General features: G+C 31.2%; 14 protein-coding genes. 1 reads left to right on the top strand and 13 read right to left on the bottom strand.

Going from position 1 to position 13718, the window contains the following annotated elements:
• Positions 1-70 precede the first annotated feature (70 nt).
• The 8 genes from KQI88_RS03475 to KQI88_RS03440 all read right to left on the bottom strand — a co-directional run bounded on the left by KQI88_RS03475 (position 71) and on the right by KQI88_RS03440 (position 9014).
• On the bottom strand, positions 71-1759 hold the full coding sequence (locus tag KQI88_RS03475; protein ID WP_216414953.1) for a [FeFe] hydrogenase, group A: 1689 nt from the start codon (positions 1757-1759) through the stop codon (positions 71-73).
• A gap of 3 nt (positions 1760-1762) precedes the next feature.
• Positions 1763-3634 (bottom strand): NADH-quinone oxidoreductase subunit NuoF, encoded by a 1872-nt coding sequence (locus tag KQI88_RS03470; RefSeq protein WP_216414952.1) that lies wholly within the window; start codon positions 3632-3634, stop codon positions 1763-1765.
• Complete coding sequence (locus KQI88_RS03465) at positions 3635-4111, bottom strand: NADH-quinone oxidoreductase subunit NuoE family protein (RefSeq protein WP_216414951.1); 477 nt, start codon at positions 4109-4111, stop codon at positions 3635-3637. It lies immediately after the preceding gene.
• A gap of 586 nt (positions 4112-4697) precedes the next feature.
• A complete protein-coding gene (locus tag KQI88_RS03460) occupies positions 4698-5261 on the bottom strand; it encodes a GNAT family N-acetyltransferase (protein WP_216414950.1) in 564 nt (187 codons plus the stop codon).
• Between the two features lie 146 nt (positions 5262-5407).
• A complete protein-coding gene (locus tag KQI88_RS03455) occupies positions 5408-6145 on the bottom strand; it encodes an aminoglycoside adenylyltransferase domain-containing protein (protein ID WP_216414949.1) in 738 nt (245 codons plus the stop codon).
• Positions 6146-6294: 149 nt separating this feature from the next.
• A complete protein-coding gene (locus KQI88_RS03450; protein ID WP_216414948.1) occupies positions 6295-6471 on the bottom strand; it encodes a hypothetical protein in 177 nt (58 codons plus the stop codon).
• Positions 6472-6510: 39 nt separating this feature from the next.
• Positions 6511-7425, bottom strand: a complete 915-nt coding sequence (locus KQI88_RS03445; protein ID WP_216414947.1) for a GNAT family N-acetyltransferase — start codon at positions 7423-7425, stop codon at positions 6511-6513.
• Between the two features lie 227 nt (positions 7426-7652).
• Positions 7653-9014: a dipeptidase gene (locus KQI88_RS03440; protein WP_216414946.1), complete on the bottom strand. Its 1362-nt coding sequence runs from the start codon at positions 9012-9014 to the stop codon at positions 7653-7655.
• Between the two features lie 181 nt (positions 9015-9195).
• On the opposite strand from KQI88_RS03440, the gene KQI88_RS03435 reads away from it, so the two are divergent.
• On the top strand, positions 9196-10098 hold the full coding sequence (locus KQI88_RS03435) for a radical SAM protein (protein ID WP_216414945.1): 903 nt from the start codon (positions 9196-9198) through the stop codon (positions 10096-10098).
• A 178-nt stretch (positions 10099-10276) separates the two neighbouring features.
• On the opposite strand, the gene KQI88_RS03430 is transcribed toward KQI88_RS03435, so the two are convergent.
• From KQI88_RS03430 to KQI88_RS03410, 5 genes are all read right to left on the bottom strand, one after another.
• Entirely contained in the window at positions 10277-11179 is a 903-nt protein-coding gene (locus KQI88_RS03430; RefSeq protein WP_216414944.1) for a GNAT family N-acetyltransferase, read from the bottom strand.
• A 251-nt stretch (positions 11180-11430) separates the two neighbouring features.
• On the bottom strand, positions 11431-11838 hold the full coding sequence (locus KQI88_RS03425; RefSeq protein WP_216414943.1) for a RidA family protein: 408 nt from the start codon (positions 11836-11838) through the stop codon (positions 11431-11433).
• A 381-nt stretch (positions 11839-12219) separates the two neighbouring features.
• Positions 12220-12489, bottom strand: coding sequence for a CD3324 family protein (locus tag KQI88_RS03420; RefSeq protein ID WP_216414942.1), 270 nt, complete (start codon positions 12487-12489; stop codon positions 12220-12222).
• Positions 12490-12793: 304 nt separating this feature from the next.
• Positions 12794-13066: a CD3324 family protein gene (locus KQI88_RS03415; protein ID WP_216414941.1), complete on the bottom strand. Its 273-nt coding sequence runs from the start codon at positions 13064-13066 to the stop codon at positions 12794-12796.
• Between the two features lie 169 nt (positions 13067-13235).
• A complete protein-coding gene (locus KQI88_RS03410; RefSeq protein WP_216414940.1) occupies positions 13236-13613 on the bottom strand; it encodes a cytidine deaminase family protein in 378 nt (125 codons plus the stop codon).
• Between the last annotated feature and the right edge of the window lie 105 nt (positions 13614-13718).

The raw sequence follows: 13718 nt of genomic DNA, 5'->3' as shown, positions 1-13718 counted from the left end.
TTACCTCTGTTAAGTTTATAGTAGATACGGTCCATTTAGCAAAATTACCAAATGAACCGTCCCCTTGACATTATTTTTTATGCACATGTAATAATTCATGATTATCCTTTAGTATATTTTCAAACAATGATAATACTAGTGGATTTTTCTCTGAACTCTTGATATGTGATGTTCTATCAAGCTTGTAAAGTCCTTTAGCTCTTTCCTTTCTCATTTCTGTATTTATAGGAATTGGCTGTCCCCCACCAGCTATACATCCACCTGGACAAGCCATTACTTCTATAAAATCATAATATCTTTCTCCCGCTTTAATTTGCTTTATTAGTTCATCTGTACTCTTTAAACCATGTACTACGGCAACTTTAACTTCTTTTCCAGCTACATTAAAGGTTGCCTCCTTTAAATTTTCCATTCCTCTTACATTTTTAAATAATACATCCTTTGCAGAATGATCTGGTTTGTCTTTTAATAACCTAGTAACTACAGCCTCAGTAACCCCACCAGTAGCTCCAAATATTATTCCAGAACCACTTGCTAATCCAAATGGCATATCAAATGCTTCTTCTTCTAATTGCGCAAATATAATTCCAGCTTCTTTAATAAGAAGCGCCAGTTCTTGAGTGGTAATTACTATATCCACATCTCTCATGCCTTCATGCTGGAATTCTTCTCTAGCTATTTCTGCTTTTTTAGCAGTACAAGGCATTACCGATATCATTACAGTTTCTTTACCTTCTTTCTTGCTTACTTCCTTGTAATATTCTTTTATAACTGCTCCAAACATCTGTTGTGGAGACTTGCACGTGGATATATTATCCATAATATCTGGAAACTTATTCTCTGCAAACTTCACCCATCCAGGACAGCAGGAAGTAAATAGTGGTAGGTGTTCTCCTGAAGTCAATCTCTCTACAAATTCCTTACTTTCCTCAATAACTGTCATATCTGCAGCAAATGCAGTATCATAAACTTCATCAACACCAATGGTCTTAAGTGCAGCTATAATTTTTCCTATAGTTACTTCTCCTGGATTTAGTCCAAACTCTTCACCTAGTGCTACCCTTACGGCTGGGGCTATCTGCGCAATTACTCTCTTTGACTTATCATGGACCGCTTCCCATACCCTGTGATTTTCATTTTTTATGATAATTGCACCAGTAGGACAAACAGCTCTACACTGTCCACAGTTAACACAATTTATTTCAGCTATATCCCTATTAAAGGCTGGTGACACTGTCATATTTGAACCCCTATATGCAAAGCTTAAAGCACCTACCCCTTGCATCTCTTCACATACTCTTACACAGTCACCACATAGAATACATTTATTTGGATTTCTAACTATACTTAGACTACTTTTATCTATTGGGAGTTTTTTTCTAATTTCATCAAATCTAATATCTTTAATGCCAAATCTAATGGCTAATTCTTGAAGTTCACATTTTCCAGTTCTATCACAGGAAGTACAATCTCTATCATGGTTTGCTAGTATCATTTCAAGTATTGTTTTTCTGTACTTCCGTACCTTAGGAGTATTTGTAAATATCTCCATACCATCCTTTGGTAGCTGAGAACAAGAAGCAAATGTATTCCCCCATGTATCCTCCACTATACACATTCTACAGGCACCATAAATACTTAGCTCAGAATGATAGCAGAAGGTTGGCAAATTAATGCCAGCTTTTCTCACTACCTCTAATACGTTTTTTTCTTTATTAAATTCTACATTTCTGCCGTCTATAATCATTGTCCCCTTCATAGCTTAAGCCTCCCTTATGGCTGCAAATGTGCAGGATTTTATACAAGCGCCGCATTTAATACATTTATCTTGATCAATTTCATATAATTCCTTTATCTTCCCATCAATTGCATTTACAGGACAAATTCTGCTGCATTTGCTACATCCTCTGCAAAGCTCAGGACTAATCTCTATTATCTTTAGGCTTTGACAAGTCCTTGTAAGACACCTTTTATCTACTACATGGGTTAAATATTCATCTCTAAAATATTTTAATGAACTAACCACAGGGTTTGCAGCTGTCTTACCAAGTCCACAAAGTGCAGTATTAGTTATTGTATTTGCGAGCTCTTCCAGTAAATCTAAGTCTTCAACTGTTCCCTTGCCTGATACAATTTTCTCAAGTGTATTAAGCATTATCTTAGTACCTTCCCTACACGGAACACATTTACCACAGGATTCATTTTGAGTAAAGTTCATAAAGAACCTAGCTACTTCTACCATACATGTGTCTTCATCCATTATTACCATTCCGCCAGAGCCTATCATAGCACCTACATCTATTAATGAATCAAAGTCCAGTGGCAAATCTAAATGTTCTTGTGTTAAGCAGCCACCAGACGGTCCTCCTATTTGCACAGCTTTAAACTTCTTATTATCCTTAATTCCTCCACCTATATCAAAAATTATTTTTCTCAGTGTTGTACCCATTGGAACTTCAATAAGTCCAGTATTATTTACATTGCCAGTTAATGCAAATGCCTTTGTGCCTGGACTACCCTTTGTACCATAGGATTTGTACCAGTTGGCACCATTCATGATTATATGTCTAACATTGGCAAAGGTTTCAACATTATTTAAAACAGTAGGCTTTCTCCATAATCCTTCTTCCACAGTTCTCTTTGCCTTTACTCTAGGCATTCCTCTTTCACCTTCAATTGAAGCAATAAGTGCACTGCCCTCGCCACACACGAAGGCTCCAGCACCTTGATTTACATGAAGGTCAAAATTCAGACCTGTACCTAAAATATTTTTACCTAGCAGACCAATTTCTCTTGCTTGCTCTATAGCCCTATTAAGCCTTGCTACTGCCAATGGATATTCAGCTCTAACATAGATATAACCTTCAGAAGCTCCAGTTCCATAGGCAGCAATAGTCATGCCCTCAATTATATTATGAGGATCCCCTTCCATAAGGGATCTATCCATAAATGCACCAGGATCTCCCTCATCACCATTGCATATTATATACTTAATATCACTAGAATAAGAAAGAACTTGAGACCACTTCTTACCAGCAGGATATCCTCCGCCTCCCCTTCCTCTAAGGTTTGCATCAGATATTTCCTTACAAACTTCAGCAGGGGTCATTTTATCAATAGCCCTAGCCAGAGCTTGATATCCACCATATGCTATATATTCTTGAATCGATTCAGCATCTATATGTCCGCAATGCTCTAATACAACCCTAGTTTGACTCTTGTAGAAAGGTATTTCTTCTTGCACGGGGTAAATTTTATCTCCCACATTATACATAAGTCTTTCAACTGGTTTTCCTTCTATTAAAGTAGTATTTACAATCTCTTCACAGTCTTCTACCTTAACCTTTAAATATAGAAACTTATCCGGTTCGATTCTAACTAGTGGACCTGCCTCACAAAATCCATGGCAGCCGCTTTTTTTAATTCCTATCCCTTTATCTTCTTCATATAGTTCTATCTTTGCCAATAAACCTTTTTCTTCTATTAATCTCTTTATCTCATCATAAATTTCTAAAGACCCTCCTGCTACACAGCCTGTTCCACCACAAACCAGTACTTGCTTGTATTGCTTATCTAAAGAATCCTTAAATTTTTGAGAAGTATCTATGAGTTCTTTAATACTATTAATTTTCATCTATGCTTCCTCCCTTAATTTATTTAAGAGTTCGAGTATAGATTCAGGGGTCATCTTTCCATAAACCTTATCATTTATAGTAATTACCGGTGCAAGTCCGCATGCTCCAAGGCATGATACGGTTTCAACAGTAAACATCAAATCATCAGTAGTATGCTTTTCATTACTAAGGAATAATTCTTTCTGCAGAGTATTGAGTACAGGTATGGATTTTCTAACATGGCAAGCAGTACCATCACAAATTTTAATGATATATTTTCCTTTTTGTTTTAAGGAAAAATTCTCATAAAATGTTGCAATGCCGAATATTTTGGATGAACTCATATCCATCTTGTTAGCTATGTATTCCAACACTGCCTCTGGTAAATACCTATACTTTCCTTGAATTTCTTGCAAAATAGTAATTATAGAAGATTGATTATTACCATACTTCGCTACAACCTCATCAATTGTGTCTTGCATTTCTACAGTAAGCATAAATTACCCCCTAAGTATTTTTATTGTTTTTGTTATTTTTTTAACAATTGTTTGCATAGTAATTTGCATATAAATTTTAATAACTCTATTTAGCTTTTAACTATGTATTATGGCGCAAACGTACAAATATTCAGAATAATTAAAATTGCAAAACATTTATACCTTAGTGCACTTAATATTTTATTTAATCTCCTTAATGTAATTTTATCAAAAATATGTCCTTAGTCAATATTTTTTTGTGTTTTTTTTAACAAAGTTTTTCTATAGGAGTATATTTCTTATTGGATATTATTATATTTACTTTGTTTTTTATTTAATAATATTTCACTTGTTTATTTTAATATAAAATAAAAAAGGTTGGCTCTGCCAACCTCGAAGTATTATGAGTTATTTCAAACCCTTATTAGATGTAGTGCTGCTAAAACTGTATGCTCTGCTTAGTACCATCCCATTCATATTTCAGCAAATCCATGTATACCACATCTGCAAATTTTCCTACTCTACTATCAAAACACGCATCTTGTAACTACCGCATCGTTAATCTTCCGTTAGGTTAAGTCCCTTCATACTCTAAGTTTTAAAACTATTATTTCTTTATCCAGTTTTTCTTTAATAGGGAAAACATTATTAAATCTTGATAAACATCTCTAAAAAAGGCATACTCTTCTAGTAATCCTTCTTTTTTAAATCCTTGATTTATTAAGCTTTTTATTGAAGCTTTATTTTCAGGATATACTACTGCTTCAATCCTATTTAAATTCATAACTTCATAACCATAGTCTATGATTACTTTTAAAACTTCTTTAATGTACCCTTTTCCCCATGAGTCCATAGATAATTCATAGCCTATTTCTGCTCTCGAATGCCTTTTATTCCAGTTATGATAACCACAAGTTCCTATGATTTTATTCTCTTTTTTAAGTAAAATTCCCCATCTTATTCCATTATTGTTTTTAAAATTCTCATTAAACGTTGTAATTAAGTTTTCAGCTTCTTTAATAGACTTCATTGGAAATCGACCATAATACTTCATAATTTCTTCATTAGAAAATATATTTAAAATAGATGTCGCATTTTCAACTTCAATTTCTTTTAATATTAATCTATCTGTTTCTATTTCAGGAAAGTTCAAATTATTATTGTCTATCATTTATAGAAGCCCCCCTTTAGGTTTTTTGTTTTTAGATTATTACCAAGCTTTTAAATCAGGTGAATTACAATAGCACGAACGTCCATGCTGTGTTATAAGATGTATCCACAATAACCGAAATACCTTTCTATAGCGGTGTACAATTCCTATTTGAATATGTTTATCTCTTTTAACATATAATCTGCATATTCAAGTAATCTAAATTTGTTATAGTTCATTTCATCTAATTCGTTCATATATACTTTCACAGCATCCTCTACAATTTTTCTATATTGTTGTGGCACTATTTCTTTCCCCCAATTCCCACCTTCAAGTTTTGAACATACAACATTTTCCTTAAGATAATATAGTACTCGACATAGATTTAAAGTAATATAAATGGGATTTTCTGTTATTTTTTCCTTTGCATTTTCTATATCATAAACTATTGAATCTATATAATCTCTTCTAGGTATATCACCAAATATCTCTTTAATTTCTTTACCATATAAACAAATTCCTCTATGTTTAACTATTGTTAAATGAGCTGCTAAATCTCTGTCTGCACCTGCACAAATATAGTTACTATCAGATAAATACCTATCCTTATAAGAGTCTGAATAGTGTAATTCAAATGGTGTAGGATAAACAAATTTTCTTGCGTATTTTTCTAAAATAATACTCATTTCAATGCCTTTCTTGGGCAAATTGTTTAAGTGTATTATTGCTTCAATAAGTTCTCTCTTTGCTCTGATATTAATAGGCTCTCTTACTACAACAAGGAAGTCTATATCACTTGTATTTGTATAACATCTCATGGCTAATGAGCCATGCAGATATATGCCGACAATATTTTTATCTAGTACTTTTTTATACCTTTCAACTATAATACCTAATATTTTCATCGGTTGCATCTTATCACCTTGTTCTAATATTTCTTTAATAAACCCCAAATTAATACTTTGATAGTGGATATATCTTATAACATTCTGAGGCTTAGCGATGTCGGACTTTTCCTGTATATATTTAGATTCTGATGTTCGCTAAGCTACTGTTATATGCTGTTCCATTGCTCTAATCTTTTTACTTCTACTATATGTATATAATCCATAATAACTTTGATGCAATTTATCAAAACTATTGATAATAGAAAATAATATGCATAAAAATTATAATGATAGTAATACATTACTTCATCTAATGCACTATATTCTCCATTAATATTAGACATTTCATCCCATCCTTCTTGACAAGTTTCGTAAATGCCACGTTATATGAATTCGCCCAAAGGGCATACATTCAAATCCCTTTGTAGGGCAATTATCACGTTTTTTTCTTTAAAACCTATTCGAGTATATAGCCGCTCTGCTGCTTCGTTGTTTACACGAACAGATATCTGAATATGTTTAACCCAATTATATTTAAAGACTTCGGTTATCACTTGGTTTATTAATACTGACCCTATCCCTCTACTTCTAAATTCAGGAGAAACATTTACAAAGCAGATTTCAGCATATCCATCCGATACAAGCATTTCAAAATAAACATATCCAATTACTCGATTGTCCAACTTAGCTACAATCAACTGATTATAAGGGTTTAACCTACTGACCACCTCTGATCCTGTAAAATAGGCGGTTGTAGGATGGATCCTAATAAAGTCGTTAAAATCACCTGATTGGTAATAACGAATATTTATCTTCTGATTAATCAATTTCAATGGACTAATCAAACTTTTATTGTTCAGAATTAAAGTCTTTTCTGCATTATATAAAGTAAAGTAGTTTGTTTCATACATCCGTTTGCAGTTCACATTTGCATCATAAAAAGCTACTTTTGCCATTTTAATATGTGCTGGTATTTTTTCCTTAAGAGCAGATAATAGATTTACAGCAATCTCAGTCCAGCTGTTTTTCATGGAAACGTACGGTCCTAACAATCTGAGAGTAGACTGTTCTTCCGACACATAAATTCCTAAAAAACCGCAGACTGCACCCCTATCTATGGCGATCAAACATCTTTCTTTGAACGATGGAGTTAAGTCCATTAGCTGTGATTTGATTTCTTCTGGTGAATAGCCTAGCCATGCTATAAAACTCTCATCAACACTCTGACATGACGAAATAAATTTCACCGTTTCTTCCATTAACTCTTCGCTTAGATTCCTAATAATTATTTCATTCATAGTATACCTCCTGTTCATTTCAAGTAATTTTACATAATGTTCGTCTACTCTCCTTAGATAGCTCTTATCTTAGGAGGAATTCATGTATCTGCCTGAATCACTTCCTCGATAAATTTCTCTGGCACATATTTACTTGTATAAGTTTTATTTTCATGCTTAGCTCTGTTTCTTTATTATCTAATCCAATATTTTTATATTATTTATAGAGATAAATTATCCTCTAAGCTTTATTGAACATAAAATATTCTTGTTTCACGAGTGATTTTACCTGAAGTGCTTTTACCTTCAAAGGTTACAACATGAAAATTCGCTGCAAGAAGTGATTCCTTCAATTGTAAAGATAGCACTCCTGTTTTTCCATTAAACTCAGGTTCATAAGCGATACCATCAACAATTACCCTAAAGCTTAATTCATCGGCATAGCTATCTTTCTTCTTAACCTGTGCAGTAAATAGTGGTGTTGCATCCTGAATAATCTCGCCCATTTCAATATATGAAGTAATAACTAATCGATCAACATTGGATAAAGACTTTTCTGCTATTTTTTGAACTTCTTCCATAACCCTAAGATTATTTAATCCAAGTATTTTTTCAATATCAGATTTAGAATATCCTCTTTTAACAAGTTCTAATGTAATATTAGGAAGATCTTCAGCACTTTGAATATCATCAGGCATAGTTGCTCCATCAAAATCAGATCCTAATCCAACATAATCTATACCTACTAGACCTACTACATAATCTATGTGATCAATTAATTTTTTAATATCTATGCCATCTTTAGTATCTCCTAATATTTCACGCCAATAATTAAGATTTATAACTCCTCCAATACCTGCCAGAGCAATAATTTGTTCATCTGTCAGATTTCGAACATGATTTCTTAAGCTATAAACACAAGAATGACTTGCAATAATTGGAGCTTCAGAGGCCTTTATAACATCCCAGAAGGTCTTTTCATTCATATGAGATACATCAATAATAATTCCTAATCTATTCATTTCCTTAGTAACTTCATAACCAAGTTCCGTTAATCCCATATCAATCTGACCAGTCGTTCCTGCTCCTAAAGCATTTGGAGAATTCCATACATAACCAACAGCTCGAACTCCTAAATCATAGTATTGATTTAATAATTCTATTGCATTCCTTTCTTCCAGTGCATATGCTCCCTCAATCGTAGGCACTGCAACTATTTTTCTATCAAATACAGCTTCCTTAATTTCTCTAACAGATGTTGCTATGGTTATGGTGTCAGAGTTGTTTTTTACAGTCCAATACAAAGCATTTAGTATTGCTAGCACTTTGCTATTAGCTTTTATAGTTGAGGTATCATCAGAACCTTCATAGTCTGAAAAAGCTGCAAAATATGCAACATCAAGTCCTCCCACTTGAGCTTTTGATATATCGATTTGAAAATTTGTATCTTCTCCTATATTTATTTTAGGTAATCCAGTTTGCGGATCAACTACTTTCATCATTGTGTCATTATGTGCATCTACTACTATACAATCAAAATGAATTTTAGAGGCGTTTCTCTCTGCTTTTATTTGATCTGATAGGTTTAAAAATAAATCTATTTCATTCATGCCATCTCTCCTTTTTATATCTAGCATAAATCCATATATGTCAGAAAACTATTTAAATTCTATACTTTTTATTCTAGCATTTTCAATGAAAATAATCATGTACAAATATATAAAATTCCTTATGATATAGCTCACTATGGTACATAATAGTTATATAATACAAGAAGAAAAGAGGGTCAAAATGCTAAAACCAGGTTATTTATCTTTATTAGAAAATGGAGAATTGCAAAGTAGAGTAAGTACTTTGAAGAAAATGCTAGAAAATTGTGTTTTATGTCCTCATCAATGTAAGGTAAATAGATTAGATGGTGAAAGAGGGTTTTGTAGAACTTTAGATAACGTAGTAGTTTCTGGAGCTGAACCCCATTTCGGAGAAGAGGAGGAATTAGTTGGTCGTTATGGTTCAGGGACTATTTTTTTCTCACACTGCAACTTAAAATGTGTTTTTTGTCAAAACTATGAAATTAGCCATTGTGGCGAAGGTGAAGAAATAACTCCTAATAAGTTGGCTAATTTAATGCTAGATTTACAAGATTATGGATGTCATAACATTAACCTGGTATCACCAGGACACATAGTTCCTCAAATTGTAGAAGCTATTTATATAGCCGCTAAGCAAGGTTTATCTATTCCCATTGTATATAATACTAATGGATATGACTTAACTGATACCTTAAGATTATTAGATGGAATTGTTGATATCTATATGCCAGATATAAAATTTTCTGATGATACTATAGCAGAAAAGTATTTAAAGGTAAAGCAGTATTATACCATCGCAAAGAACGCTGTAAAGGAAATGTATCGTCAAGTAGGTGATTTGAAAACTAATGAAAATAACATTGCCTATAAAGGCTTACTCATTCGTCATTTAGTAATGCCTCAAAATCTTGCTGGGACTGAAAAAATTATGAAATTTATTGCTGATGAACTTTCTACTAAAACCTACATCAATATCATGGCTCAATATTATCCTGAATATAAAGCCTATGAATATGAAGAAATAAGCAAACAAATATCTGAAAAAGAATTTCAATATGCAATAGACGCTGCTAAAACTGCTGGATTAACTAATATAAGATAAAATAATCCTCCGCTATATTATAATTTTGTATAGATGGAGGATTTTTATAATTTTATTGAATTTTATTAATGTCATCTATTTCTATTCCAATCATTTCAATAAGATATAGAGCATTTCTTGTTGTAGAAATTCCTGGTCTTAACTTATAATCAAAATAGATTTTATTATACTTTTATCATTATGCATGAGACAATATAGGGAACATTAAGTCTCCTGCTTTAAATGGGTTATCTTTTCCTCTCTTAATAAAAAGAGTCGTATCTTCCTCATTTACCAAACTTTTTTCATAAGAAGAAATATTATTTGGAGTAAATCCTAAAACTACTTTCTTAGTTTTATCAGTCATCACTGCATTAATAATTTTATCTAATTTTACTTCTTTTGTGGCAAATACATCTTGCACATATAAAACCTCTTCATTAAACTCACAAATAACCACCGCATCATAGTCCTCAATATAATAAATACTGTCCTTCATAAAATATGTACAATAAAACATTATAAGAGATGCATTATTTTTCATAGAAACCTTTGAGAGAGGTATTGTATTGCAAGCCATATTGTAAACAAATTCTCTATCCTTATCATTATCCATACTCATCTTTCTTATTTTTTCTGGCTTATCCTCTTTAACTTTGTCTATTGAGTATTGATATTCATTGCACACATCAAACCCAAATTTAGGGTAAAAATCAAGAACACTGTCATTAGCAAAAAGATAAATAAGATCACATTTATCCTCCCATTCTTTTAAGACTACCTCCATAAGTGCTCTGCTTAATCCTTGTCCTCTATAATCTTCATCTGTCATAACAGTACCAATTTGTACATATCTCTTTTGCTCTCCTAAAATCAAAAAATCTATGATATTTACCGAAACATTAGATACTACCTTATCTCCATCTAACAAAGAATATGGTATGTATTTATCTCCCCAATAGCCATCCTCATACCATTGTTTAAAATTAAAATCATAAGTTTTTTCTGTTAAACTATTAAAACTATCTCTTAAAATACTGTCATCTTTGTAATTAGATCTATAAATATATCTTTTATTATTAATTAATAAATTCCCACCCATTTTTAGTTTCTCCTTTTCTATATTTACATTATATTCTTATATCTTATCCTAGTATTTTTTATGATACAACCTTAATAACTTTTACTAAATAAAAATGAGCCATAAACTATATAAAACTAATTCATGGCTCATTGAGCTAATTATTTTCTTTTTTGCTGTAAAATAATTCTGTATATACTTTTCTTGGTTATATTTTTTTAACCCAATAGCCGCGTACTCTGCACAAAATCTCATAGAACAAGGTACAATAATTATTTTGCAGCCCATAATTCTATTTCTATTTTCAATTCAGGTAAGCCTAGTGCATTTATATATGCAACAGTCATTGAAGGATATTCTGTTCCAAATAATGAATCCCACTTACCATATAAATAATCCCAATCAATTTCTTCAGTTGCCCAAATATTAACCTTAATTACATTATCGGCAGATAATTGTTGAGATGCTAATAGATCAGCAATATTTTTAAACGTATTCTCCACTTGATCATTAATTGATTCAGGAATATTGTTATCTATATCCACACCTACTTGGCCTGAAGTCACAAAAATATCAGCGTTCTTTGGTATCTTTGTTATATGGCTGTATTTTCCGACAGGAGACGGAATATTTGTAGGGTCTACTCTTTCAATTTTGGCACTATTCTGTTCATTTATCATTTATTGGCACCTCACTTTATTAATTTTATAGTAATTTTTAGAATCAACCTTTCTATTTTTATATATCCTCTACTTTTATCAAGATTATTCTAGGAAAAAATAGCTGTAAAATATCCAACACCCATTGATAAGGATTTTAGTGAATTTTTTTCCTATTTGGATACTTCTTTCTAAGTATTAAAAATTAAATTATAATTTATATGTTTTATAATTTAATTTAATTTTATCATATATTCTTTGCTTATTGCACGTTTGAGAATGCCTCTGTAAAGATTTTGAGCACAAATTATCTTCGCTAGTTGTTTAAGTTTGTCTATTGAAAATCATAATCTTCTTTATATAAAAAGTGGATACTTAGTCTTAAATTAAGTATCCACTTTACTATATATTATGTTGACATATTATTCTTCTTATACTACTTTGAGATAGATAATATTCTTTAGCAAGTTGTTTAACTGATATACCTTCTTTATATTTATTATATATCTCTATATTTCTTTCTCTTATCTCAAACTTTGAACCACTTGATTCACCCCAAGATCTCTTATTTTCAAATTTTCTTGGTATATATAAATAGCCACCATCCATGTATTCTTGAATTAATTCAAGAATATCTTTAGGTAATATATCTTGTGCTTTTTTATATTTCACTTTATCTACTCCTATTTACTTTCGGGGTAAATAATTGAGCAAAAACTACACAAAACACTTATTTAAATTTTTACATAAAACCCCTAACAAATCATGTTTTGATTTATATTACAGTCTTTGCTCGGAGCTTAATTCAATAAATTTGATTAAATTTATTAACATATGCATTCCCCCTTTTAAATTTATTTGTTCTTCATTATAACATAAATATAAATTATACCACCTTTCATATTTTTACATGAAATTTACTAAATAAAAATAAGCCATAAACTATATAAAGTTAATTTATGGCTCATTAAGCTAATTATTTTCTTTTTTGCTGTAAAATAATTCTGTCTATACTTTTTCTTGATAAAAAATATTTTGTAGCAAGAGATTCTTTATCTATGCCCTTATTATATTCTTCATAAATATCTTCATTTCTAATTTTAATTTCTTTTCTTGTGTTAGTCGTTTCTCCCCATTTTTTTCTATTACCTTCTTTTTTAGGAATATATATATATTCTCCATCAACATACTGTTGGATTAAATTTATTATCTCTTTTGGAAATATGTCTTCTGCTTTAATATAGCACATTTTGCTCCTCCTAAATTTAACTTTTCTTACTTAGGATTAAACAAAGGCTATTTACTTGATTATGTTTTTAACACAATAGCCTTTGCTATGTGTTAATAATAAATTTTCTCATAACTACTTGACTCCTTTTTCTCTACTGTTCTTATTTATTTTAAATTACGAATTAATTCTATTCCCATCGAGATGGTAATAAATCATTAATAGTAAGTATCTGATCCTTTTTTATCATTACTTCGCATTTGTAGTTTTCATCATGGATTTGGCAAATAAATTCTCTACATCTTCCACATGGTGGAATTATTGTGCCATCTTCATAAACTGCAATTACTTTTGTTATTCTATTCTCTCCAGCAGTAATCATAGCAGCAATAGCCGCGTGTTCTGCACAGAATCCCATAGAACAAGGTGTATCTATACATACTCCAGTATAAACTTTTCCACTTTCACTCAAAATAGCTGCTGCAACAGAACCAGCATAAGAGTTTTTAGAAAGTTTTCTAGGATTCAATGTATTTTTTGCAATATCATATAATTCATCAAATTTCATAGTCATAATCCTTTCAAGTAAATTCTATATTCAAATTAGTACACAATATATTAATAATACATATTAGTTTGTATGTTTTTTCATCAACATAGCTTTCCTTTGTTT

The sequence above is a fragment of the Alkaliphilus flagellatus genome, assembly GCF_018919215.1.
GTDB classification, from domain to species: Bacteria; Bacillota; Clostridia; order Peptostreptococcales; family Natronincolaceae; genus Alkaliphilus_B; species Alkaliphilus_B flagellatus.
This window is presented reverse-complemented; position numbering and strand designations above follow the sequence as displayed.

Bases quoted from the DNA above. Each gene is read 5' to 3' on its own strand.
- KQI88_RS03475 (WP_216414953.1), bottom strand. From the start codon at position 1,759: ATGAAGGGGACAATGATTATAGACGGCAGAAATGTAGAATTTAATAAA.
- KQI88_RS03440 (WP_216414946.1), bottom strand. From the start codon at position 9,014: ATGAATGAAATAGATTTATTTTTAAACCTATCAGATCAAATAAAAGCA.
- KQI88_RS03435 (WP_216414945.1), top strand. From the start codon at position 9,196: ATGCTAAAACCAGGTTATTTATCTTTATTAGAAAATGGAGAATTGCAA.
- KQI88_RS03455 (WP_216414949.1), bottom strand. From the start codon at position 6,145: ATGAAAATATTAGGTATTATAGTTGAAAGGTATAAAAAAGTACTAGAT.
- KQI88_RS03430 (WP_216414944.1), bottom strand. From the start codon at position 11,179: ATGGGTGGGAATTTATTAATTAATAATAAAAGATATATTTATAGATCT.
- KQI88_RS03450 (WP_216414948.1), bottom strand. From the start codon at position 6,471: ATGTCTAATATTAATGGAGAATATAGTGCATTAGATGAAGTAATGTAT.
- KQI88_RS03425 (WP_216414943.1), bottom strand. From the start codon at position 11,838: ATGATAAATGAACAGAATAGTGCCAAAATTGAAAGAGTAGACCCTACA.
- KQI88_RS03465 (WP_216414951.1), bottom strand. From the start codon at position 4,111: ATGCTTACTGTAGAAATGCAAGACACAATTGATGAGGTTGTAGCGAAG.
- KQI88_RS03415 (WP_216414941.1), bottom strand. From the start codon at position 13,066: ATGTGCTATATTAAAGCAGAAGACATATTTCCAAAAGAGATAATAAAT.
- KQI88_RS03410 (WP_216414940.1), bottom strand. From the start codon at position 13,613: ATGAAATTTGATGAATTATATGATATTGCAAAAAATACATTGAATCCT.
- KQI88_RS03460 (WP_216414950.1), bottom strand. From the start codon at position 5,261: ATGATAGACAATAATAATTTGAACTTTCCTGAAATAGAAACAGATAGA.
- KQI88_RS03445 (WP_216414947.1), bottom strand. From the start codon at position 7,425: ATGAATGAAATAATTATTAGGAATCTAAGCGAAGAGTTAATGGAAGAA.
- KQI88_RS03470 (WP_216414952.1), bottom strand. From the start codon at position 3,634: ATGAAAATTAATAGTATTAAAGAACTCATAGATACTTCTCAAAAATTT.